Below are 23,169 nucleotides of genomic sequence, written 5' to 3'. Positions count from 1 at the left end.
AAAAGCCTTTCACTTTCACCGAAAGACTTTTATAACTCCCGTCTCAACCTTAGGCGGAGTTACGTTCAACTTTTGTAGGTGATGCCCCATGAGAAAGCTCCTGAAGCCCGTCAAGGACGTCGGTATCGTCGGCTACGGTGCCTACGTTCCAAGGTATAGAATCAAAGCCGAAGAGATAGGAAGGGTCTGGGGAGTTTCGAGCTTCCCGATCGAGGAGAAAGCCGTTCCAGGTCTTGACGAGGATGCACTCACAATTGGAATTGAGGCAGCGAGAAATGCCCTCAAAAGGGCGAGGATAGATCCAAAGCTCATCAGAGCGGTGTGGTTTGGAAGTGAGAGCAAGCCCTATGCGGTCAAGCCAACCGGAACTGTCATAGCCGAGGCAATCGGTGCGACTCCTGACGTTAGCACCGCCGACTTCGAGTTCGCCTGTAAGGCTGGAACCGAGGCTCTCCAAACTGCCATCGGCTTCGTCGGCTCCGGGATGGCGGACTACGCTATGGCCATCGGCGCCGACACGGCCCAGGGAAGGCCCGGCGACCACCTCGAGTTCACCGCCGGCGCTGGAGGTGCCGCTTTTATAATTGGCGAGAAGAGCAGCGAGACCGTTGCGTATTTTGAGGGAAGCTACTCCTACGTCACCGACACTCCAGACTTCTGGAGGCGCCAGCACGAGCACTATCCGAGGCACGGAAACAGGTTCACCGGAGAGCCGGCTTACTTCCACCACATAATCAACGCCGCCAAGACCCTGATGGAGGAGCTCGGTTTAACCGTTAACGACTTCGACTATGCTGTTTTCCACCAGCCAAACGTCAAATTCCCGCTTACCGTCGCGAAGATACTTGGAATTCCGAAGGAGAAAGTCCTCCCGGGACTGCTCACTGGAATAATCGGAAATACATACAGCGGCGCCACGATGGTCGGTGTTTCTGCCGTTCTCGACATCGCCAAGCCTGGCGACAGGATTCTGTGGGTATCCTTTGGTTCTGGAGCCGGAAGCGACGCCTTCAGCATCGTTGTACAGGACGCCATAGAAGAGAAGCGCGACCTCGCGCCGAAGACTATGGACTACGTGAACAGGAAGAAGTACATCGACTATGCCCTCTACGCAAAGGCGAGAAGGAAGTATATAATGTGAGGTGGTTGAGATGGAAAAGGCCGTCATAATCGGTGCCGGAATGACTCCCGTTGGGGAACACTGGAAGCTTGCCCTTCGCGATCTGGCCGTTGAGGCGATCCTCAAGGCCATGGAGGACGCTGGAATCGACAGTGTTGATTCCCTTTACGTTGCAAATATGATTTCAGGACCGCTCGTTGAGCAGGAAAACCTTGGTGCGCTCATAGCCGACTGGGCTGGCCTGGGCAACATCCCAGCTGTTAAAATCGAGGCAGCATGTGCCTCCGGCGGTGCTGCAGTACAGGAAGGAGTTAAGGCCGTTCTAAGCGGTCTCGAGGACGTAGTTGTCGTCGTCGGCGTTGAGAAGATGACCGACGCTTGGCCAAGCGATACCACCAGATATCTCGCCTACGCCGCTGACGCCGAGTGGGAGCTCTTCCATGGGGCCAGCTTCGTCGCCCTTAACGCGCTCATCATGCGCTATTACATGAAGACTTACGGCTACACCGAGGAGGATCTGGCCTTATTCGCAGTTAATGCTCACGCCAACGGTGCTAAGAACCCTTACGCAATGTTCAAGAAGCCAATAAAGGTTGAGACTGTCCTTAAGAGCCCTTATGTGGCGGACCCGCTCAAGCTCTTTGACGCGTCCCCTGTCTGCGACGGTGCCGCGGCCCTGATAATCACCACGCCTGAGAAAGCGAAGGAGCTAGGTGTTCCTAAGGAGAAGTGGGTCGAGGTTGCCGGAATAGGAAGGGCCATAGATACCATAAATCTTGCCAACAGGGAGGATCTGCTCGACCTTAAAGCTGCAAGGGTAGCCGCCCAGAGGGCATACAAGATGGCAGGCGTCGAGCCAAAGGACATAGACTTCTTCGAGGTTCACGATGCATTCACGGTTATGGCCGCTTTAAGCTTGGAAGCCCTCGGAGCCGCAGAGCGTGGTAAGGGTGCCCAGCTCGCAAAGGAGGGCCAGATAGCCATCGACGCAGATTATCCAATACAAACAATGGGTGGGCTAAAGGCCAGGGGACACCCAGTCGGAGCTACCGGCGTTTACCAGACGGTCGAAGCGGTTCTCCAGCTGCGCGGAGAAGCGCCGACTCAGGTACCTGACGCCGAGATAGGCCTGACCCAGAACATAGGTGGAACAGGTTCGAACATAACTGTTAACATCCTGAGGAGGGTCTGAAATGGCGAGGCCAATGCAGGTTTCGAGGCACTGGAGGCACTTCCGTGAGAAGTACAGACTCATCGGCAGTAAGTGTGAGAACGGCCACGTTCACTTCCCGAAGAGGAGCATCTGTCCAGTCTGCGGCTCGAGGAACATCGAGGAGATTGAGCTCAGCGGCAAGGGTAAGGTCCTAAGCTGGACCATCGTTAGGAACCCGCCAAGCGGCTTCGAGTATTACAAGCCCTATCCACTCGCCCTTATAGAGCTTGAGGAGGGGCCGGTGGTACTGGCCCAACTGACAGACGTCGATCCCGAGGAGATTGACTTCGGCATGGAGGTCGAGGTCGTCACCAAGAAGATAAGGGAGTTCGAGGAGGACGGAATAATCCTCTACGGCTACAAGTTCAGGCCGCCGATTAAGTGAGGAGCACCTTTTTTCACCATTTTTCCAAACAATTCTTGACATTGATATATCAATCCAGTGGTGACGTCATTATCCAGACAAAGCCAACCAAACAAAAGAAATCGGGAACAGGATCAACTCTTCTCAATCCTCATCTTATCCCCGCTCTCGAACTCCAGCTCAAGTTTGCCTTTCTCCATCTTCACCTTCACACCATCAACAACGGCCTCTAGCTTTCCATCCTTGGCCTCGACGCCGAGCATCTCGGCTATCTCTCCAACGCTCCTCAGCGAGCCGTTCATCGTGGTTTCGAGCTTCTCCCCACCGCTCTCTATCGTAACCTTCAGCTTCCCCTTTCCTTCCCGTATAAAACTCTCCTCGTTCAAGTTTCCCACCTTCTCAGGGTTTGGCGGACGTATGCAGGGCATCCAATCCACCCAATAGTTTTAGCTTTCTCTCTTCCCTTTATCATCCTTTCGAACGTCCTTTACCATTCGAACCCATATCCCGCTCTGCTCTACCCTTCTGAAGCCGTAGTCCTCGTAGAATTTCATGGCCTTCTCGTTCTTCTCGCCCACCCAGAGCTCTATCCTGTCGTTGTACCTGCTCAAGTATTCGAGGCACTTTTCCATCAGCTTGTGCCCGATTCCGTGCCCCTGAAAGCGCTTGTCAACGACGAACTCGTGGATAGCTCCAACGGTCCTCCCCTCGTACTTGCTGTACCAGTCATTGTCACAGACGATAAAGCCGGCTATCTCGTCGCCGACTTTGGCAACAAAGAAGCCGTCCTTGGCTTTGTTCCAGCACCAGCGAAGGTAACGCTTGGCGTAACTCTCCCCCTCACCACCGTACTCTCGCATACCTTCGTAGCCGCTCATGTATATCTCTATCAGCCTCTCAAGGGTCTCCTGATCGAGCTTTTGCAGCTTCTCTATCCTTACCTTACTCATCAATATAAGCTCATCGAGGGGTTTAAAAAGGATAGCTCCGAGCTTTAGGTGGAGTCAGAAGGTGATTGAAATGGCGAAGGCTAAGCCGAAGTACTGCGAGATATGCGGCGCGCCCATAAGGGGTCCAGGTCACAGGATAAGGCTCGAAGGAGCCGAGGTTCTCGTCTGCGACCGCTGTTATGAGAAGTATGGAAGGAAAAAGGCAGGCTTCAGCATAATGCCCACGGGCAGGCAGCCAGTCAGGAGGACCTACTCACGGCCAAAACCCAAGCCGGCTCCCAAGCCGAGGACGGAAAGACCTCTTTACACAGAGGAGATAGTCGAGGACTTCGCTGAAAGGGTTTACAGGGCCATACAGCGCTCGGGCAAGAGCTACGAGGAGCTTTCGCATGAAATTGGCCTTTCGATGAAGGACCTGCGCGCGATAGCCCACGGCTACCGTGAGCCCACGATAAAGGAAGCGAAGAAGCTTGAGAAGTACTTCAAGATAACACTCATCGAGAGAGTTGAAGAAGAAGTTAAAGAGAAGGTCACAATTCCAAAGGACTACGAACCGACACTTGGTGATATAGCCAACATCAAGATTCGGAAGAGGAAGAAGTGAGGACTTAGAACTCCTCCAGATCTTCCTCCCTCTTCTTCTTGAGCTCCTCAGCCTTCGTTCTCTTCGGCGGGTGGAAGCCTTTGAGCTTCTCGAAGGTTCCCCACATACGAATTAACTCCTCCCAGACCTCTGTATCGGGGGGAATAACCAGAATGTGAGCAGGTGGATGAATATCCATCAGCCTGCCTATTGCCTTAGCTGGAGGCAAATCTATCTGCGCTATCACGTGGGCCCTGAACTTTTTCCTCGGCTTCTCACCGCTTATCTTCTCAAACGCCCAATCAGAGAGTACGGGGGGTATTATCCTCGGGTCTCCCCTTATCTTCATGCCGCCGTAGCGGACGAGGTCGGCCAGTGCTATGCTGGCCTTCTGGAAGTTGTCGGTCCTTACCAATACCATCGTGTTTCTCATATTCTCACCAATTCGTCCTTGTCGTGAGCCTTTTTAAGCCTTCTCAATTTTTAGTTACCGAAAGTTTTAAAAAATTCAAGTGAGGAAAAAGTGCAGAAAACAACCGGAGGGATAATGATGTTCCTGAAGAGGAGGCACCTGGAGATTCTCAGGGAGATGAAAAACACCGAAAGCGGAGCCGAAATCGAGGCCAAGCTTCCAGAGGAGTTCCAGCTCAGAGCGCTTGAACTCTACATACTCGGCTTTGTCGAGCTTGAGGGTGGAAAAATCAGGTTCACCGAGGCCGGGAAGAGAATGCTCGAGTTCGCTGAGAAGCTCAACGTGGAGAAGCTCCCTGACCTCTTCGCTGACAGTGAGATAATCAAGATACTCGAACTGGCTGTCGAGACCGGCCAGATTCCAGAGGAATGGATGGAGCTTCTCAGGGAGAGGCAACTTGCCGACGAGAACAGTGTCAACGACCTCGGCAGAGAGCTTCTCCAGATATACCGCGAGAGCCACCCGATAGTTTACCTCACACCTGAGATAGTCTCCTTCTTGAGAGGGATGCCCAAGATTGGAACACTCGACGAGCTGGTGAATTACAAGAACTCGAAGCTCTACGGGGACAACATCGTCAACGCTCTGCAGGCCATGAGACTGCTTCTGATTTCACCGGCAACGGAGAGTGGTAGGGCCTTCACCACAACACCGGCTGCCAAGCTCGCACTCAAGGCCGCAAGCATGATTCCCGCCTTCGCCGGGGCCATAATCCTGAGGAAAGAAGATTTTGAAGCTCTCAAGGCCGGAAAGAGGAGTGAGAGCAGCGATGCCCAGGGCTTCACCGATGAGAAAGGAATCACCGAATTCGGTAAGACCGTCATGGAGACCTACGAGGCCATGGGAAGGGTTGAGGAGAAGGTACTGCCCATTTACCTGCTCGCAGACGAGCTCAAAGTTCTCAGGGCGATAGCAGAGATAGAGAAAAAGCACGAGGCCAACCCAGAGATACTGCCCACCTACACCGAGATCGAGAAGCTTGCCAAGGTCGATGACCTCGGAGCCATACTTCACCTGCTCGAATCAAAGGAACTCCTCGAGAGGAAGTTCATGAAGAACAAAGACACCTACTGGTTAACCGAGTGGGGCAGAGAAGCCAAGGAGTTCGGCGTTGTAACGCCCGATGGAATGAAGGCCTTAACCTACGCCGAGAGCGGCGACGTTCCAACGGCCGAATGGGTGGTTAAAGCCAGGGAGGAGGGCCTCATCAGGAACGGAATAACCGACAAGGGCAGGTTCTACCTCAGGCTCAGCAGGGGAATCAAGAGGAAGCCATATCTCACCAAGTACGATGCCGCCATACTCATCAAGACGCCCAGGAAGAAGTACATTCCGCGGGACGAGCTGGTCAGACTCGTTAGAGACTACGTTGGCGGGAACGAGAAGGACATCGTAAGGGCCATAGGCGAGGCAGAGGCCAAAGGATTCATCGCCGAGCTCCAGAACGGTATGATCAAGCTCACCGAGCTTGGGGAGAAAGTTAAGACTGCCGTAGAGAACGCCAAGGCCCAAGAAATCGTGAAAGTCAAGTTCAGCGTTACCCCAACCCTCTACAACGTGCTCCGTGTAATCTACGAAAACATAGAAACATTCAACAGGATCTGGAAGGAGAGCACCGAAATCAAGGGATACAAGAAGGACGAGATCGACGTCATTAAGAAGTACCTAAGCCTCAGCGATGAGGAGATAAAGAAAGCCCTAACAATGCTGAGGGCACTTGGATTCCTCGGCGAGAAGAGCCTCACAGAGGCTGGAAAGGTGCTCGTCGAGGCTTACCTCTGAACCAGTATTCTTTTACTTTTAACACTTGAACGACCTAAACCTTTAAAAACTCCTTGCGTTCATTTATAAAGGGTTTTTAAACCCACCATCTGGAGGTGTAAGCCTTGGTCGACATGAGCAATGTAAAGCTCAGGATTGAGAATATTGTCGCTTCTGTGGACTTATTCACGCAGCTCAACCTTGAGAAGGTCATCGAAATATGCCCCAACTCCAAGTACAATCCCGAGGAGTTCCCGGGAATAATATGCCGCTTCGAGGAGCCGAAGGTGGCCCTGCTAATATTCAGCTCCGGCAAGCTCGTCGTCACCGGTGCCAAGAGCGTCGAGGACATCGAGAGGGCTGTCAACAAGCTCATCCAGATGCTCAAGCGTATAGGTGCCAAGTTCCAGCGCGCGCCGCAGATAGACATCCAGAACATGGTCTTCAGCGGCGATATAGGAATGGAGTTCAACCTCGATGCCGTCGCTCTGAGCCTGCCCAACTGTGAGTACGAGCCCGAGCAGTTCCCGGGCGTTATCTACCGCGTTAAGGAGCCAAGAGCCGTTATACTGCTCTTCTCCTCAGGAAAGATAGTCTGCTCTGGAGCCAAGAGCGAGCACGACGCCTGGGAGGCTGTTAGGAAGCTCCTCAGGGAGCTTGAGAAGTACGGGCTCATCGAGGAAGAGGAAGAGTGGTGAACCGCTTGGAGGACGCGGGCCTTGCCCGCTTATGAAGTTTTGTACTCTCCCCTTTTCCGTGAACACAGGCCAAAAGAGTACCATCCCGAAAATCCGAGCAGACTTGAGTACGCAATCGGAGGACTTAAAGAACACAACCTCTGGATCAACGTGAGGGAGCCGGAGGACACGACCATAACCGAACTTCTTAAAGTTCACGGACGCGAACACGTCGAACTCGTTAGAAAACTGAGCACAGGTTTTGACTACCTCGATCTCGATACCTACGTTTCTCCAGGAACATGGGAGGCGGCTTTAAAAGCATTAGGAGCTTCAAAAGAGGCCGCTCTATCCGCCATGGAGAAGAAAGGCCTTTATCTTGCCCTAGTTAGACCGCCCGGGCACCACGCAGGCAAAGACGGCAGGGCCTTCAACGCCCCTTCTTTAGGCTTCTGCATCTTCAACAACGCTGCATTCGCCGCATACACTCTGAGGGAACTCAAAGGGAAGGCCGTTATCATAGACTTCGATGCCCACCACGGCAACGGCACTCAGGAGATATTCTGGAACGACCCGAACATAATCCACATAGACATTCACGAGCGCGACATCTATCCGTGGAGCGGTTACGAGCACGACGTCGGCGGCAGAGATGCAAAAGGAACAAAAATAAACATACCCATGCCGCATTACTCTACTGATGACGACTACATCTTCGCCTGGAGAGAGGTCGTACTGCCGATCCTTGAGGAAATCAAACCGAAGGTCGTTTTAGTATCTGCAGGCTTTGATGGCTTTCGCGGCGAGTACCTCACGATGCTCAGACTAACGGAAAGGTTCTTCCGCTATGCGGGCTCAACGCTGTCCAAGTACTCCCTCGCGGTAATCCTCGAGGGTGGCTACAACGTTGGGCTGAAGAAAGGTCTGCCTGCCTTCATAGAGGGCTATTTAAACGAGAAAGACGTCGAAGAAATCGCCCATCCCGGCTACGAAGCAATAAAAACTGTGGAGAGTGTGGTAGAAATACAGAGGGAGTGGTGGAGGATTTAAGAAAAACAGGGGCATCAGAGCCCCAGCATCTCTTTTGCCGCCTGGACTCCGAGGTCGAAGGCCTTCATGTTGACCTCAACGGCCTTCGGCGGGACGCTTACGCGAATGACTTCCTTGACGTGCTCGGCGTCGAGCGGAAAGCCCGGTGTCTGGGTCAGTGCGCCGATGAGGACGACATTCGTGGTGATGACGTTGCCGGCCTTCATGGCGAGCTCTTCGGCGTCGAAAGCCATGAACTTGGCCTCAAAGTCCTCCTCGACGACCTTCTTTATCTCCTCGAGACTCGGGTACTTGGCGAGTCCCATGGAGACCTGAACCGGCGGAATCGGCCTCGCGTTAGTGAAGACCAGGCCACCCTTCTTGAGGTAGTTGATATAGCGGAGAGCCTCAACCGGCTCGAAGCTTAGGATAACATCGGCCTTTCCTTCAGGAACCATTGCGCCATAAACGTCCTCGCCGAAGCGGACGTAAGCGATAACGCTACCGAAACGCTGGCTCATGCCGTGAACCTCACCAACTCTCACTTTGTAGCCGGCGTGGAGGGCGGCCCAACCAAGAAGGTTGGCGGCGGTGAGGATACCCTGGCCGCCAACTCCAGTGATAACGATGTTGTACTCCCTCATAGCTCTCCCTCCCTGACCTTCTCAAAGGCATCGAACGGACAGACCTGCGCACATCCGCCACAGCCCCAGCACATGAGCGGGTCGACCTTGGCCTTGCCGCTCTCGGCATCCCAGTAGATCGCAGGACAGCCATAAGCATTGATACATACCTTACAGCCGGTACACTTCTCCTCGTTGACCTGATAGAGCGGCCACTTGATTCCAGCCCTTCTGAGCTCGCCGATCCTGTGGAGGGCACAGACCCTTCTCGAAACAACGACGCTGACTCCCTCGACCTGGAGGGCCTTCTTGATGGTCTCGGTGATGGCCTTTATGTCGTAGGGGTCAACGACCGCAACGAAGTCCGCACCGAGTGCCTTGGCGACCTCTTCGATCTTGATCTGCTTACCCGGTCCGTGCGGGGTGTCGCCCGTTCCCGGGTTCGGCTGGTCGCCGGTCATTGCTGTGACGAGGTTGTCCACGACAACTATGACGACGTTGGAGCGGTTGTAGATGGCGTTTGCCAAAGCTGGAAGTCCCGTGTGGAAGAAGGTCGAGTCTCCAATGGTTGCCACGATGACCTTCTTCTCTTTGCCCTCCTTGTGCTCATCCTCAGCGACAGAGCCGTTGAGGGCTATGCTGAGACCGTGGGCAACTCCGATCGAACCGCCCATCGCGACAGTTGTATCGACGGCCTTGAGCGGCGGGAGAACACCGAGGGTGTAACAGCCGATGTCGCTCGGGAATATCGCCCTAGGCGTCGCGGCCTTCTTTATGGCGTAGAAGGTGTTCCTGTGAGGACAGGCAGGACAGAGGCTCGGCGGCCTCGGCGGGACCATCTCACTAACTTTCTTATACTTCTCGTCAAGCTCGGCGAAGTCTATGGGCGTCTCAAGGCCGAGGAACTTCGCTATGGCCTCGACGGCCCTTCTCGTGGTCATCTCGTAAATCCTCGGGACGAGATCCTTGCCGTGAATCGGGATGGTGAGGCCCTTGTCGTAGGCCCAGGTCTTGACTTGCTCCTCAACGACGGGCTCGAGTTCCTCAACGATGAGAACCTTCTCAAGGCCGTCAACGAACTTCTCGAGCAGGCCGTAGGGGACAGGGAAGGGCGTTCCAAGCTTGAGGATTTTGACGTCTTCGATGCCGAGCCAGGCAAGGGCTTCTTTAACGTAGGCGTAGCTCAGACCGGGAGCGATGATACCGACCTTGGCGTCTTCCTTACCCTCTATCCAGTTGAATGGGCAGTTGTTAAGCTCCTCGCGGATCTTCTCGATCTTCTCTAGTATCTGCGGGTGGAAGCGTCTGGCGTTGGCTGGAACATCGACGAATCTGCTCGGATCCTTCTTAAACTCACCGAACTTCCTCTTACCGGTCTTTATTTCCTCTGGAAGCTCGCCGAGAACAACATCTCCCCTCGCGTGGGAGCTCCTAGTGGTGGTTCTGAGGATAACGAAATGCTTAAACTTCTCGCTCAGCTCGAAGGCGTACTTCGTCATCTCCTTGGCTTCATGCGGTGAAATCGGCTCTAGAACCGGGACGTTGGCGAACTTAGCGTAAACACGGGTATCCTGCTCGTTCTGGCTGCTCCACATGCTTGGGTCGTCCGCCACCATTATGACGAAGCCGCCCTCGACACCCATTCCGACGGCGCTCATGAAGGTGTCAGCAGCGACGTTTAAACCAACGTGCTTCATTGCCGTCATAGCCCTCAATCCGGCCCAGGCGGCGCTCAAAGCGGTCTCAAAGGCAACCTTCTCGTTGGTCGAGTACTCCATGTAAACACCGGCCTTTTTAGCAACCATAGCCATAGTGTCGGTGAGCTCTGAGCTCGGCGTTCCAGGATATGCCGCGAAAACCGCTATGTTGGCCTCAAGCGCTCCTCTGGCTATGGCCTGGTTACCGAGGAGGATAACCTTCTCCCCGGGCTTGTCCCACAACACTATGTCGGTAACCTTCGCCATCCAAAATCACCTCATTTTCCTTCCTTCAAAACTCCAACGTCCTTCGCGAACTCGACAAGGGCATAAGCGGCAGAAGCAACATCTTCCGGCCTCTCGTAGCTTGGAATGCCTGCCTTTTCGAGAACCTCCTTGGCGGGCTCGCTTATGTAGCCGGCCATGAAGAGTCCAAGAACGGGCTTGCCGTTGTTGACCTCTTTAACCGCCCTGACGACGCCTTCAGCGTGCTCGGTTGGCGTCATTCCTGCGAAGGTTGGGACGACGCATATCGCTATGAGCATGTCAACGTTCGGGTCCTCAAGGAGGAGCTTCGCAGTCTTATAGTAGTCCTCGCCTCTCGCGCTCGCTATCATGTCAACAGGGTTCTTCACCGCTGCCATCGGCGGGAGGAAGGAGCGGAGTCCCTCCATCGTCTTCTCCTCGAGGTTGGCAAGCTTGAGGCCGCGCTTGTCAATTTCATCCGCAGTGAGGACTCCTGGCCCGCCGGCGTTGGTCATTATCGCGACGCGCTTACCCTTCGGCAATGGCTGGGTGAAAGCCCTCGCCATGCTTAGCATGTCATCTATAGTATCAGCCACGATGATGCCGCTCTGCTTGAATGCGGCCTCGTATATCTTGTATGAACCAGCAAGAGAACCCGTGTGGCTTGAGGCTGCCCTGGCTCCACTCTCACTCTTTCCAGCCTTGAGGACTATGACCGGCTTCTTCTTGGTAACGCGCTTTGCGACCTCCATGAACTTCCTTCCATCCTTGATGCCCTCGATGTAGAGTGCTATGGCCTTGCTCTCCGGGTCGTTCGCCAAATACTCCATGAACTCGGCGAAGTCAACATCGGCCATGTTGCCTATGCTGACGAACTTGGAGAACCCTATGCCCTCCTTGATGGTCTTGTAGATGATTCCAGCTCCCAGAGCTCCGCTCTGGCTGATGAAGGCGATGTCCCCCTTCTTGGCGTTGGCTACGAAGGTGGCGTTCATGTCGTTGTGAGTGTTCATTATGCCGACGCAGTTCGGTCCGACGATCCTCATGCCGTACCGGTGGGCTATCTCGACAAGCTCGCGCTCCTCCCTCTTGCCCTCCTCGCCAACCTCGCCGAAGCCCGCTGTTATGAGGATTATCCCCTTGACGCCCTTTTCGCCGCAGTCGATTATCGTCTGCTTCACGAACCTCTTCGGGACGACGACAACCGCGAGCTCAACCTCATCTGGGATGTCCTTGACGTTTTTGTAGGCTTTGACGCCCTGAACGACCTCATCCTTGACGTTAACCGGGTAAACCTTGCCGTCCTTGTAATCTTTGAGGTTCTTGAAGACCTCGTAGCCTAACTTGAGGGGGTCATTAGAAGCTCCAATAACAGCTATGGCCTTGGGTTTAAAGAAGTAATCAAACGTCATCACATCACCGAGCTAGACTCGGCGGAATTCTATATAAGCTTTCCTAAAAAGGACAGTGAGGCAGATATGGGCATGGAAGAGAATAAATAAAGCCCCAATGGGCTAAAAAGACCATCATTGCCCACTTCCAGAGAAGTCGAAAGATTTAAGTAAGTTCTGGTTATTATATCCGTCTGAGGTGATGACATGGTGAAGGTGAGGTTTTTGGGCCACGCTGCTTTCGAGATCGTCGGAAGCAAAAGGATTCTGATAGATCCCTTCCTGACCGGCAATCCTGCAGCTGCCGCAAAGCCGGAAGAGCTCGAAGCAGACCTGATTTTAATAACCCACGCCCACGGTGACCACATTGGTGACGCCGTAGGGATAGCCAAAAGAACTGGTGCCAAGATAGTCGCCATGTACGACATAGCCAATTACCTCGTCGAGAACAACCCTGGTATAACAACTATCGGAATGAACTATGGTCCGACCGAGGTTGATGGGATCAAGATAGTCCAAGTCCCAGCCTGGCACTCCAGCAGCGATGGCAAGTACAGCATCGGAAACGCCTGCGGCTACGTAATCGAGCTCGATGGAGTCAAGATATATCACGCCGGCGACACCTTCGTGTTCAAGGACATGGAACTCCTCAACGAACTCTACGGGCCGATTGACCTGGCTTTACTCCCGATAGGTGGTCACTTCACAATGGGACCGAAGGAGGCCGCAAAGGCTGTGGAGCTTCTTAAGCCGAGGAAGGTCGTTCCGATGCACTACAACACCTGGCCACCGATCGCCGCGGACCCGGAAGAGTTCAAGAAGCTCGTCGGGGACAAGGCGGAGGTCATCATCCTCAAGCCGGGCGAGAGCCTGGAACTTTGAAAAACCTTTTAAGGAGCTTTCCCCACTCTTTTTTCAGGTGATAAAATGGTTAAAAGGGCCATTGCCTTGGTGCTCATCCTGTTCATGGTTTCATCCCTCATACTGCCCCTCTCCGCCGCTCAAGAGGAGACCCCAAAATACGACCTGATAATCGTGAGGAACGATGATTTGATAGATTACATCGTGGCGTGGCCCTACGCCAAAATGCTCGGTGTCCCTATTCTGCCTGTTGATCCGAAGGAACTCGATCCTGGAACGCTGGCCCAGCTCCAGTCCTACGCTCAGTTCGGCTGGAACCATGTACTTATCATAGGAGACTCTCAGGCCGTAAGCAACGAGGTTCAGGACGAACTGCTGAACATAGGCTTTGTGGTCGAAAGGATAGGTGGAGCCGTTAGAACGGAAACCGCCGCAAAGCTGGCCCTCCATTTCTACCCCAACGGCGCGGAGACCGTTGTTGTCGCAAGCTCCAGTGATTACGGTTCGGCTCTGGCGGCGGCAAGATGGGCAATGAACTATGGCTATCCTCTGCTCCTCACACAGGAGGACGCTCTGTCAGACTCAACGGCCAACGCAATACAGAAACTCAACCCAGATCTTGTCATCCTGATCGGTGCAGGAATGTCAAAGGATGTCCAGAAGAAGATAGAGTCCCTGGGCTACGAGACCTACTGGGTGAAGGAGAACATAGAGATAACTGTGCCCAAACCTAAAGAAGGAACCAACTGGGTCATGGTTATCGCCGCGGTGATGTTGTCTCTGGCAGTCGCAGTGCCGGTTTCGCTCTACTACGCCAAGAAACGCTGGGCGGCAAACAAGGTGCCTATCGAGGTTCTCACCGAGAAAGAGCGCATAGTTGTCAGGGCAATCCTTGAGAGGGGCGGGATTGTCAAGCAGGAAGAGCTTCCGGAGCTTACCGGCTACTCAAGGCCAACGATAAGCAGAATCATCCAGGAACTCGAGAAGAAGGAGCTCGTCACAAGAGAAAAGGTCGGGAAGACGTTCATCGTCAAGCTAACGAAAGAGATAGTAATCAGAGACTAACGGTCAGCAAGCCCGAACCGCTCATCACGGTTCAGACCCTTAATCTTTTCTTCATCCCAGAAAAAGGGAAGAATCAGGCCTTTCTGAAGAGATGGCCGTGTGCTTTGTTGATGTGCCTCACATAGTCCTTGCTCCTGCGGAAGACCATCCCGCACCTGGGGCAGCGGAAGTAGAGCTCTCCGTCCCTGTCCTTGAACTTGATGGCCTTCAACACCGCCATCTCCTCCACCCCCGTCGCTGGTAGGAGATTGAATTTTTAAGCTTTATGTCAGACCCATATCCTGTTGCCCTTCACCTTGAGGTATCCCAGCGTTTGAAGCTCCTTCAGGAAGTCTTCTATCGCTTCTTCATCAAAGTATATGTTGAGTCTCTCGTGCTTTCCCTCGACCACTATGGGTTCTCTCTCAAGGAGGGCGTCAATGAGCTCGTTCTTCCTTCTGTGCTTTTCAGCGAGATCGAGGATGACGTCGGTCAGGACGGAGCGGGCTATACCGTCGAACATCGCCTCAACGATGCTCTCCTCAGTTGCATAGTCCTCAGCTATCTCAAGGGCAGCCTCAACGAGCTCCCTGTCAACTTCCATGACCTCAACGTAGTAGTGCTTCTCAAGTGTGAACTCTGTCACCATGCTCGTCTCGAAGCGCTCCTCGAGCTCCTCGAGGTACTCGTCAACCTCCTCTATCGGAAAGCGCAGCTCGACCCTCAGGCCATCCAGCAGAGGTTTCTCCATGAGGACGAGCCTTCCGTCCTCCTCAACGACCGCACCGGTCTCGATGAGCGATGTGACTATGAGCAGCTTACCCAGGTCAGACTCGTCAAAGAGCTCCTCAAGGGCCTTCCCCTGGTTGATCTCCCAGTTGGCCATGATGTCGTCGAAGGCAGCCCTCAGCTCCTCGAGGCTCTCTTCAAGGGGCTCTATACCCTCCGCCTTCTCAACGAGCTCGGCATAGGTGCCGCTTATGACGATGTAGTGCGCTATCTCGGGCGAAACCTCTTCCTTGGTCCTGTTCATTATCCCAGCCCTGCTCAGCTCCCTCGAGAGGGCGTTCATATCGTCTTTGCTAAGAACCTCGAACCTCAACCGTCTCACCGATTAAAGAGAAAGCAGGAAAGGTTATTAACCTTTAGGCCTCGGCAAGGGTCGAGAGGAGCGCCTTCAGGGGCTTGTTGTGGAGGGACGAGAGAACTTCCTTAAGTTCTCCCTCCATACCCTTCTGATAGGAGGTGTAGAGGTACAGCGCGTAGGCCATGAGCTTCGGGTCGCCCTCGTTCATCCTCTCAACGGCTTCCGCCAGGATAGGATTGGTTAGAAGCTCATCGGCGAGGCTCCTCAAGGCTTCCCTGTCCCCATCCTCAATGGCCTTCCTAAGCGGACGGTAGAAGAGGGACAAAACAAGTCTGGCGAGCCTCTCCCTCTCCTCTAGCTCATCCATTGGTGTCTTTGGCTCCTCCCGCTTGCTCCACAGCAGGTATATGAGCGGGAAAACTATGGCCGTTAAGGCAACAAAGAGATACGGCAGGAGCGGGATATTGATCTCTCCGGGGAGGCGGTTCCTGATGCTCATGAGGGCGAGGAATCCCACAAGCATCCAGACGCCCATGAGCAGGAGATAGTAGATTGAGTAGTCTTTTCTCCGGAACGCCCTGTACTTGGACGGTGCGCCTATCTCATCAAGGTAGCGAAGTCTGTTCTCCACGAGTTCTATCTCAGCCTCGAGGCGCTTTATGCGCTTATCAAGTTCCTCCAGAACTTTCTCATTTTCCATTAATCCTCACCCAGCAGAAGGCGGGCTATCTTCTCGCTGATTACACCCAGTATTGCCTCACCGTTCTCCCTCGTCGCAGATCCGGGGTCGTCGTTGACTCCATCCGGAAACAGTTCCCTCCCTATGTCCTTCCTGATGATCCTAACCCTGCTCGTCCTTTTGTCGCCGACTGCTTTGTCCATCTTCACGAGTTCCGGCCTTATGGCGAGCATCACCGACGTTTCGTCCTGGCCTGCATGGCCCTGGCTGGAGCATATGCTGAGTATGTCCTCCCTGAAGTCGATCCACCAGTTTATGAGCCATATCTCGGCGTTCGGATAGCTCTCCGCAACTTCCTCGGCTGCCTCAACGAGAGGGTAAACGTTGCCCCCATGGCCGTTCATGAGGACTACCCTCTTGAAGCCCTCCTCGACGAACTCCGAGATGACTTCCCTAACGTAGGCTTTGAAGGCATCGGCTCTAACGTCGATGGTCCCGGGATAAACGTTCAGGACGAATGTATGGCCGTACCATATCGGCGGCGCTATTAGAACGTCCTTCCCCGCGTTTCTCACTCTCTTCTCCACGCGCCTGCAGAGCTCTAGAGGGGCAAAAACGTCGGTACCAAGAGGCAGGTGCCTGCCGTGGGCTTCCACACTCCCAACGGGAATAAGAACCGTATCTATCGATTTCTTAGCTTCCTCAAAATCAGGCCAGGTAAGTTCTTCCATCCACATAATTATCCCCTTACCCTATAAGGAGTGCATCCTCATAAGCCTTTTCTATCTCTGCGGCGACCTTTTTCCACGAGTAACGCTCCTCTACAGCTTTCCTTCCGTTGCTTCCGAACCACTTTGCGAGTTCCTCGTCGTTGAGGAGCTTTTGAATTGCATCCCTAAGCGAAAGTTCGTTGCCTGGTGGAACGAGGAGTCCACTTTCACTCTCCTTAATTATCTCGGGGATTCCCCCAACGTCCGTCGCGACAACGGGGATGCCTGACGCCATCGCTTCGAGAATTACTATACCAAAAGCCTCCGCCGTAATGGATGGAAGGACAAAGACATCCGCCATGCCGAAGAGCTTCGGAAGGAGAGAGCTCTCCACGTAGCCAAGGAAGCGCACCCTGTCCTCCATCTTCAGGAACTTAGCCTGCGCCTTCAGGAAAGGAAGCATCTCCCCCGAGCCAACCAGGATGAGTGTCGCGTCCTCTATCTTCGAAAAGGCATTGATGAGAACTTGAGGTCCCTTGCGGTAGCTCATCCTGCTGACATACAGGACAACCTTTCCCTCAATACCGAGTTCTGACTTGAGGCGGTCCCTTTCCTTATTACTCAAGGGTTTGAAGATCTCATCGTCTACCCCGTTCGGGATGACCCTCACAGGAACATCCGTGAAGTGGTTGATGAATGCCTCTGCAGCCTTGCTGACGGCTATTATTTCGTGGGGATAGCGGAGGTATCTGCTAAAGAGAGGGATAGTCAGTCCGAGAGCTTCCCAGAGCCGCGATTCGTAGGAGAAGGATATGCTGTGGGTCGTCAGCAGAGTCGCCTTCCCAAGGGTTCTACCGGCTTTAACAGCCTTAAGCGCAAGAGGTGTAAAGGCGTGGTGGGAGTGCACGACATCGTAATCCTCCAAAAATTCACCCAGCTCTTCACTCGATGCGAGGGAGTAGCTCATGTTTATCCCAAGTATAGGGCTTACCCTCCCCGGAACCTTAACGAGCTCGATGCCAAGGCTTTCGAGTTCCTTCTCCTTCCCGGTCTCGAGGTCGTTGGTAACAATGGCCACTTCATGACCGCGCTCTCTGAGGTGGATTGCAAGGTGGTGCATGTGGCTGGCGACGCCGCCGACCTTGGGGTAGTACCAGTCACTGACGAGGGCGATCTTCATTCACACCACCGTCCCGAGCATGTGTGTGATTAGCAAAGCGACCACTCCCGCATCCATGAGCCTGTAGTTGTCCCTGAACCCGTAAACGGCCACTCCCAGTGCCCCGAGGGCGAAGTTGAAGGAAGCGAGCAGGAGCACCAGTGAGAGGCCCGAGAAGACCACCACGAGGGTCTCTGAGGCTTCCCTGCCGAGGACTATTGGCGTGGTTTTCAAGCCTGCCCTGAGGTCGCTCTCGTAGTCCTCAAGGTGGTTTCTCAGCTCTAAGGCAAAGGAGTAGAGGAGCACCGCGACGGCTATGGTCATCTCCCCCTGCGTGAGGATACCATCGAAGTAAGCCCCGTAGAGGAAGGGCAGCACCCCGAAGAATATTCCATGGGAGAGCACGTCGATTATCGGACGGGCCTTGAGCCTCGGCGGGGCTGAGTAAACCGTTGCAAGGACAACCATTGTAACGTATATCCAGAACTCGCCCCTATCAAGGGTGCTGGCGAGGAAAATTCCCACGAGGGCCATCAACGTGGAGGATATGACTCCAGCACGAAAGCTCAGCTCACCGCTGGCTACCGGGTTCTTATCCCACTTGGCCGGGTTGAGGGAATCGGTATCGGCATCGAAACAGTTGTTTATCGCGAAGGCATATGCAACATACAGGAGGAGCGAAACAACCAGTATGAACGCATCATAAACATCGGGATTACGGGAAAAACTCATCGCCAGGCCAAGAAGGCCAATGCCAATGAACGCTCTTCCATCGAGGATTCTGGTGTTTTTGAAGGCTGCCTTGAGCACGGGTTAATCACCTCCAAAAAGGTATTGAAGTAAGGAGAAGGGTTAGACCTTCTCCAGAAGCTCCCTCACGTACTTTGGCATCTGAAAGAGGGTTTCGTGCCTCTCCGGATCGTAGTAGTAGAGCTTAAGCTCCTTAGCGCGCTGAAGGTCAACCTTTCTGAAGTTGATATCTCCCTTGACTCCGACGAGGAAGCTCCATGGAGATGCGTATCCTATGACCGGGAAGCTGAAGTAGTGGACTTCGTCGAAGACCTTCCTCATATCCCTGTAGGCGTCGAGCAGCTCGTTGGTGAATAGGTACACGCTGCCCGCCTGGGTGATGTACAGACCGTTATCGTTGAGCTTCTCGTATGCGTTTCTGAAGAATCCCTCGCTGAAGAGCATCTTTGCCGGTCCAACAGGGTCCGTTGAGTCAACGATGATGACGTCAAACTTCTCGTCCGTGTTTTTTAGATACTCAACGCCGTCGCCGACTATCAATTCCGCCCTCGGGTCCTCGAAGGCGCCCCTCGCGACGTTCATGTAGATCCTGGAGACCTCTATGACCATCTCGTCTATCTCGACCATGATGGCCTTTTCTATAGTTTTATGCCTCAGCACTTCCCTCAGCGTTCCTCCGTCGCCGCCACCTATGATGAGCACCCTTCTCGGATTAGGGTGAGCGAGCATGACGGGGTGGACGAGGGGCTCGTGGTAGCTTTCCTCACCTATCTCGACGAGCTGAACCGTCCCGTCGAGGACAAGGAGTTTGCCGAAACCTTCGGTTTCGTAGAGCTCAAGCCTCTGATACTTAGTCTGGGTCTCAAAGAGCCTCTCCTTAACCTTGAAGCCCACTCCGTAGCCCCTCGGATACCACTCGATAAATGCATTCTCCTGCTCGTTAAATCCCATAAGTTCCCACCTCTAAAAGCTGAAGAAGGGAAAGGGCTTAAAAACTAAACCCTCAGTAGGGGAACATTACGACAGCGGCTATGGCCGCAGCCGGCTTGTCCCTGACGGTTATTTCGGCCGAGGCGACCTTGAACTCCTTCATCTTCCAGCCCCTGACGCGGAAGCCCTCCTCGACCATCTTCCTGACCATTTCCTCGGCCTCTTCCTTGGTGCAGTATCCGGCGTACTCGTAGATTAGTCCGCCCTGATTGCCCTCACTGATGCCTATGCCAAGCGCGGCGCTGATGGTCATCCCGGGCTCGTCGCTCTCGATGTGTGCATAGACTGTTGGCAGGAGCATTCCTATTGGCACGTCGTGGACTTCGTCGATCCACTCGATGTGAGCAGGTATGACGCTGCTCAGCTTGACGAGGTTGACATTGCCTATGCCCAGCTTGAGGAGGGCGTTATCGAAAGCGTTAAGTTTAGTCCCACCTTCCGCGGTGGCAGCACCTATAAAGGCTCTTTTCGGGGTCGTCCAGCTCATACCAACTTCCTCCTTTCCTTTCTCACGGATTAGACGGTTATACGTCAAAGCAAGGATTCGCTCACTCGCTACTCTGTGGGGGACTTAAAAACGTTTCGCTATATTGGAAAGAACGTCAAAAAATCTTTCTCTTGGGAAAACATTGAGGGACAAGATTTGGGACATCAATCGACTGTTTCCTGGGGTTTTGCTAGGTAGTGATTCACCACTCTGCCTAGAGTGGCAGAGGTGAATATTCCAAGGACGCTTGATAGGGAGGCCATGGCGTACATGTGTTCGCTTAAAACGCCCGAGACGTAACCGATTTCACCTACAAGAAGGCCAAGGACCCCGAAGCTCGCTATTCCAGCACCCCTGACAATGGACGTTGAAACATCCTTGTGCCTGACTATGGCTGCCGATAGGATAAGCCTAGCGACGTAGACCACAGCGAAAAACTCCAGTACAAGGAGGGAAAGCTCTGTCTCAAAGTTCAGACCACGCCAGGCAAAGAATATTGGGGCAAAGATACCGTAAGTGACGCCGCTGACTATGGTGGTAAGCCTGTCGTATTGTTTGGTTCCAACGAGGTCGCTGTGCATCATGAGGCCTGCCAAGAACCCACCTATGCTGAAGTGCATACCAATCTCTTCGCTAATGAACGCTAGTGATGTTGAAAACACCATGAACAGGCCAAATACAGCCTCGTCGCTCTTAAGCCTCCTCAGGAACCTTATGATGTAGACTTTCTGCTTTATGCCTATGATGTAGTTGATGTACATAATGCCGCCAATGAAGACCGCATCCTTGAGGATGCTGGTCACAATGGGGGTATAGTTCCCGGGGCTTTCATGTATTCTAACCATTATATAGACTATGAAGAGACTCATGACTTCACTTATGACCGCGTATGAGAGGGCAACATGAAGAAAATCCTCACCGAAGAAGCGCTTGAGGCGGAGCACTATTGGAGCGGACGCTATTGACAGTATCGCCGCTACAATGATGTTGTCCGAACTTATCATCCAGTTCGTGAAGGGCAGGGTCACCACAAACATTGCAATATAAGTGAGCACATAGAGGGGAAGGGTTATCCTGCCGGCGTAGTGGAGCTCCTCCGGCGTCACTTCAAGGCCAGCCGAAATCATCAGGAAAAAGAGACCAAGCTCGGCCATCAGAAGCATCTGATCTCTCGGCATCTCCAGCAGAATGGCGCTGAGTATCATACCCGCGGTTATTTCACCGAGGAAGCCAGGATAGCCTAGTCTCTCGAAGCCTTCAGCTAGAAGCCTCGCAAAGGCTATGATTACAAAGACGTACCCTATGATTTCCATGTTGGTTTCTTATGGTGACAGGGTTAATAATGTTTCTGATGGGCAAGGCTTTTATCAATTAAATGAGAGCTCTAATTATGAGGCACTACGAGATAGTCCGAATAAAGGAGAGCGGAAAGGTTGAGATACCCCTCGATTACGCCTACGAGCTCGGTCTTGTCGAAGGTGCCTACTTCCTCCTGGAGATTGACACGGATCTCAATGAGGTGCACATGGAAAGGATAGCCCTACCAGGGAAGAAGCTTGTGGAAGTTGAACTTATTGTAGATGACAAGCCAGGCGTTCTGGCAAAGATAAGCGGCCTCTTCGGGAAGCACGGAGCAAACATACTCTTCAGCGAGTCCGAGGAGCTTGAAGGCATAGAGCTGGCCGGGATAGTTGCGGTCATAGACGTGAGCGGGATGAGTGGCACGCTGGAAGAACTGAGAGGAGAACTTGAGGCGCTGAAGGAAGTTAAGGAAGTGGTCCTACGCCCCCTGGAGTAGGACCGATGCCAGAATTGCCAGTATAAAAACCGCCGTGAGGACGTTCACTTCCTCCCCTATTTCTCCGAAGCCTACGTGGACTCTCTTCTTGAAGATATCCGCTGCCTTCAGGAGGAAGAACAGAACCATGGCCAAGACTACATATATGATGTCCTTTGGATCAAAGACGGCTCCTAAATACAGCCCAGAGCCTAAGGTGATGAAGGCGAGGAAGATGGAAGAAAACTTCCAGACAGCCTTAATGTCCTCAGAGGTGCCCCTTAGCAGGTAGTAGTTGAGCTTTGTGAAGGAAATCAGCGTACCGACGCTTCCGGCGTAGAGGACATACTTCCATGCCCCATCGAGGCCAGAAGAGATCAAACCCTTCGCGTAGGAGCCTACGAAGGGAGAAACGCCGCCTATGGCCAGACTGAGCATGACCACGGAAAGCGCCATGATTGGCACGTTCCTGTAGCCGAACTTCCCTAGCTCCCGAGTTTTTCTTCCTAGAGCACCAACGCTCAGGAAAAGGCCACCCTTGAAGAGTGAATGAGCGAGCGCGTAGTATGCTGCTCCAAGGAAGTTGAGGCTTGCTATCCCAAGCAGGACGTAGCCCATCTGGGAAACTGTGTGGTATGCAAGAAGCCTCTTAGCGTCCCTTTGTAGGAGCGCCATAGTTATGCCAAAGAAAATGGACACGACTGCCGTACCCATGGCGAGGGTTCTTAAGGTCCCCCCTACTGGGAGGACAGAGAATATGAAGATCAAACCGTAGGCGGGAGCTTTAACCACCGCCCCCGAGAGAACCGCGCTGACAGGGGTGGGAGCGCTCGAGTGAGCATCCGGAAGCCATGAGTGGAGCGGAAAGATGCCTGCCTTCAGGAGCAGCGAGGCAAAGGCTATCCCAACGGCCGCGTTCAGCTCCCTTGAGTGGACGGCGTTCTCAGATATAAGGATCAAGTTTAGATAGCCCGTCTCCATGTATATCAGCCCTATAGCGAAGACGAAGAAGTATGAAGCCAGAAGCGAGAGCATGAGGTACTTGAAGGCAGCTCTCCTAGAGTTCGGCTCGCCCGAGAAGGTTATGAGCGCGAAGGCCGAGACAGATGCAATCTCCATGTAGATGTAGAAGTTAAAGAGGTCTCCCGCTATGAACGCTCCCAGAAGGCCAGCGTGGAGAAGCAGTAGCAAAGCTAAAGCCTTGGGTGTTTTCTTGTCCCTGAAGTCGAAGTAGGATATTGAGTAAAGTGCCGCAAAGGCAAAGAGTATGAGCTCCCCTACGATGAACGGCAGGTTCAGTTCGCTTATCCCCACCTCTATGCCGCTTATCCGGTTCCAGCCGCCAACTATCTCTCTCTCCGGGATGCCCATGAAGAGAACCGCGGCAGGGAGGATGGCACCGAGCAGGAAGGAAACCTGTATTATAGGCTTTTTCACCCTCAGCGTGTCCAGCAGGACGATGAAGAAGGCAAAGAGGAGCGGAAACGCTACCATAAGCG

General features: G+C 53.5%; 26 protein-coding genes. 10 read left to right on the top strand and 16 right to left on the bottom strand.

The features are described 5' to 3' along the window. Positions 1-88: 88 nt before the first annotated feature. The 3 genes from E3E32_RS09505 to E3E32_RS09495 are packed head-to-tail and all read left to right on the top strand — an operon-like array spanning position 89 to position 2,718. Complete coding sequence (locus E3E32_RS09505) at positions 89-1,141, top strand: hydroxymethylglutaryl-CoA synthase (RefSeq protein WP_167731487.1); 1,053 nt, start codon at positions 89-91, stop codon at positions 1,139-1,141. Positions 1,142-1,151: 10 nt separating this feature from the next. Continuing rightward, positions 1,152-2,312: a thiolase domain-containing protein gene (locus tag E3E32_RS09500; RefSeq protein WP_167731486.1), complete on the top strand. Its 1,161-nt coding sequence runs from the start codon at positions 1,152-1,154 to the stop codon at positions 2,310-2,312. Position 2,313: 1 nt separating this feature from the next. Next, the gene (locus tag E3E32_RS09495; RefSeq protein WP_167731485.1) at positions 2,314-2,718 is read left to right on the top strand and encodes a Zn-ribbon domain-containing OB-fold protein; all 405 of its coding nucleotides are present in this window, start codon (positions 2,314-2,316) and stop codon (positions 2,716-2,718) included. Between the two features lie 113 nt (positions 2,719-2,831). Here E3E32_RS09495 and E3E32_RS09490 read toward each other — a convergent pair whose 3' ends face one another. Beyond that, a complete protein-coding gene (locus E3E32_RS09490; RefSeq protein WP_167731484.1) occupies positions 2,832-3,125 on the bottom strand; it encodes a hypothetical protein in 294 nt (97 codons plus the stop codon). Between the two features lie 18 nt (positions 3,126-3,143). Beyond that, positions 3,144-3,647 carry a GNAT family N-acetyltransferase gene (locus E3E32_RS09485; RefSeq protein WP_167731483.1) on the bottom strand — a complete coding sequence of 168 codons (504 nt, stop codon included), beginning with the start codon at positions 3,645-3,647 and terminating at the stop codon, positions 3,144-3,146. A gap of 70 nt (positions 3,648-3,717) precedes the next feature. Between E3E32_RS09485 and E3E32_RS09480 the strand changes: the two genes are divergently transcribed. Continuing rightward, positions 3,718-4,251 carry a multiprotein bridging factor aMBF1 gene (locus E3E32_RS09480; protein ID WP_012572267.1) on the top strand — a complete coding sequence of 178 codons (534 nt, stop codon included), beginning with the start codon at positions 3,718-3,720 and terminating at the stop codon, positions 4,249-4,251. Positions 4,252-4,255: 4 nt separating this feature from the next. On the opposite strand, the gene E3E32_RS09475 is transcribed toward E3E32_RS09480, so the two are convergent. Next, positions 4,256-4,663 (bottom strand): DUF356 domain-containing protein, encoded by a 408-nt coding sequence (locus tag E3E32_RS09475; RefSeq protein ID WP_167731482.1) that lies wholly within the window; start codon positions 4,661-4,663, stop codon positions 4,256-4,258. A gap of 90 nt (positions 4,664-4,753) precedes the next feature. Between E3E32_RS09475 and E3E32_RS09470 the strand changes: the two genes are divergently transcribed. From E3E32_RS09470 to E3E32_RS09460, 3 genes are all read left to right on the top strand, one after another. Then, entirely contained in the window at positions 4,754-6,484 is a 1,731-nt protein-coding gene (locus tag E3E32_RS09470; protein ID WP_370456372.1) for a DUF505 family protein, read from the top strand. Positions 6,485-6,588: 104 nt separating this feature from the next. Then, entirely contained in the window at positions 6,589-7,161 is a 573-nt protein-coding gene (locus E3E32_RS09465) for a TATA-box-binding protein (protein ID WP_167731481.1), read from the top strand. Positions 7,162-7,182: 21 nt separating this feature from the next. Then, on the top strand, positions 7,183-8,190 hold the full coding sequence (locus E3E32_RS09460) for a histone deacetylase family protein (protein WP_167731480.1): 1,008 nt from the start codon (positions 7,183-7,185) through the stop codon (positions 8,188-8,190). Between the two features lie 14 nt (positions 8,191-8,204). On the opposite strand, the gene E3E32_RS09455 is transcribed toward E3E32_RS09460, so the two are convergent. Genes E3E32_RS09455 through acs form a run of 3 tightly spaced genes read right to left on the bottom strand, consistent with a single transcriptional unit; the run spans position 8,205 to position 12,147 of the window. Then, positions 8,205-8,813, bottom strand: a complete 609-nt coding sequence (locus tag E3E32_RS09455; protein WP_012572273.1) for an indolepyruvate oxidoreductase subunit beta — start codon at positions 8,811-8,813, stop codon at positions 8,205-8,207. Next, complete coding sequence (iorA, locus tag E3E32_RS09450) at positions 8,810-10,756, bottom strand: indolepyruvate ferredoxin oxidoreductase subunit alpha (RefSeq protein WP_167731479.1); 1,947 nt, start codon at positions 10,754-10,756, stop codon at positions 8,810-8,812. Before iorA ends, E3E32_RS09455 begins: the two co-directional genes overlap by 4 nt. 11 nt (positions 10,757-10,767) lie before the next feature. After that, positions 10,768-12,147, bottom strand: coding sequence for an acetate--CoA ligase alpha subunit (gene acs / locus E3E32_RS09445; protein ID WP_167711336.1), 1,380 nt, complete (start codon positions 12,145-12,147; stop codon positions 10,768-10,770). A 186-nt stretch (positions 12,148-12,333) separates the two neighbouring features. Here acs and E3E32_RS09440 point away from each other — a divergent pair, with 186 nt between their 5' ends. Continuing rightward, a complete protein-coding gene (locus E3E32_RS09440) occupies positions 12,334-13,008 on the top strand; it encodes a metal-dependent hydrolase (protein WP_167731478.1) in 675 nt (224 codons plus the stop codon). Positions 13,009-13,053: 45 nt separating this feature from the next. Continuing rightward, complete coding sequence (locus E3E32_RS09435; RefSeq protein WP_167731477.1) at positions 13,054-14,052, top strand: cell wall-binding repeat-containing protein; 999 nt, start codon at positions 13,054-13,056, stop codon at positions 14,050-14,052. 73 nt (positions 14,053-14,125) lie between these two features. Here the strand turns inward: E3E32_RS09435 and E3E32_RS09430 are convergent, their stop codons facing one another. From E3E32_RS09430 to E3E32_RS09390, 9 genes are all read right to left on the bottom strand, one after another. Beyond that, positions 14,126-14,272 (bottom strand): C2H2-type zinc finger protein, encoded by a 147-nt coding sequence (locus E3E32_RS09430; protein WP_167731639.1) that lies wholly within the window; start codon positions 14,270-14,272, stop codon positions 14,126-14,128. Between the two features lie 48 nt (positions 14,273-14,320). Next, positions 14,321-15,133 carry a hypothetical protein gene (locus E3E32_RS09425; protein ID WP_167731638.1) on the bottom strand — a complete coding sequence of 271 codons (813 nt, stop codon included), beginning with the start codon at positions 15,131-15,133 and terminating at the stop codon, positions 14,321-14,323. Positions 15,134-15,176: 43 nt separating this feature from the next. Next, positions 15,177-15,818: a hypothetical protein gene (locus E3E32_RS09420; RefSeq protein ID WP_167731476.1), complete on the bottom strand. Its 642-nt coding sequence runs from the start codon at positions 15,816-15,818 to the stop codon at positions 15,177-15,179. Then, positions 15,818-16,534: a creatininase family protein gene (locus tag E3E32_RS09415; protein WP_167731475.1), complete on the bottom strand. Its 717-nt coding sequence runs from the start codon at positions 16,532-16,534 to the stop codon at positions 15,818-15,820. Before E3E32_RS09415 ends, E3E32_RS09420 begins: the two co-directional genes overlap by 1 nt. A gap of 10 nt (positions 16,535-16,544) precedes the next feature. Beyond that, a complete protein-coding gene (locus tag E3E32_RS09410; RefSeq protein ID WP_167731474.1) occupies positions 16,545-17,687 on the bottom strand; it encodes a glycosyltransferase family 4 protein in 1,143 nt (380 codons plus the stop codon). Continuing rightward, on the bottom strand, positions 17,688-18,476 hold the full coding sequence (locus tag E3E32_RS09405) for a UbiA prenyltransferase family protein (protein WP_167731473.1): 789 nt from the start codon (positions 18,474-18,476) through the stop codon (positions 17,688-17,690). Positions 18,477-18,518: 42 nt separating this feature from the next. Then, positions 18,519-19,367 carry a polyamine aminopropyltransferase gene (gene speE / locus E3E32_RS09400; RefSeq protein ID WP_167731472.1) on the bottom strand — a complete coding sequence of 283 codons (849 nt, stop codon included), beginning with the start codon at positions 19,365-19,367 and terminating at the stop codon, positions 18,519-18,521. A 52-nt stretch (positions 19,368-19,419) separates the two neighbouring features. Beyond that, positions 19,420-19,893 carry a pyruvoyl-dependent arginine decarboxylase gene (locus E3E32_RS09395; RefSeq protein WP_167731471.1) on the bottom strand — a complete coding sequence of 158 codons (474 nt, stop codon included), beginning with the start codon at positions 19,891-19,893 and terminating at the stop codon, positions 19,420-19,422. A 164-nt stretch (positions 19,894-20,057) separates the two neighbouring features. Next, positions 20,058-21,206 (bottom strand): cation:proton antiporter, encoded by a 1,149-nt coding sequence (locus tag E3E32_RS09390; RefSeq protein WP_167731470.1) that lies wholly within the window; start codon positions 21,204-21,206, stop codon positions 20,058-20,060. A 77-nt stretch (positions 21,207-21,283) separates the two neighbouring features. Between E3E32_RS09390 and E3E32_RS09385 the strand changes: the two genes are divergently transcribed. Then, positions 21,284-21,691: an ACT domain-containing protein gene (locus tag E3E32_RS09385; protein ID WP_167731469.1), complete on the top strand. Its 408-nt coding sequence runs from the start codon at positions 21,284-21,286 to the stop codon at positions 21,689-21,691. Here the strand turns inward: E3E32_RS09385 and E3E32_RS09380 are convergent. Beyond that, the gene (locus E3E32_RS09380) at positions 21,674-23,164 is read right to left on the bottom strand and encodes a proton-conducting transporter membrane subunit (protein WP_206205265.1); all 1,491 of its coding nucleotides are present in this window, start codon (positions 23,162-23,164) and stop codon (positions 21,674-21,676) included. The two genes, E3E32_RS09385 and E3E32_RS09380, sit on opposite strands and share 18 nt — an antisense overlap. Positions 23,165-23,169 lie beyond the last annotated feature (5 nt).

Source organism: Thermococcus sp. GR6 (assembly GCF_012027415.1).
Taxonomy (GTDB): Archaea; Methanobacteriota_B; Thermococci; order Thermococcales; family Thermococcaceae; genus Thermococcus; species Thermococcus onnurineus.
This window is presented reverse-complemented; position numbering and strand designations above follow the sequence as displayed.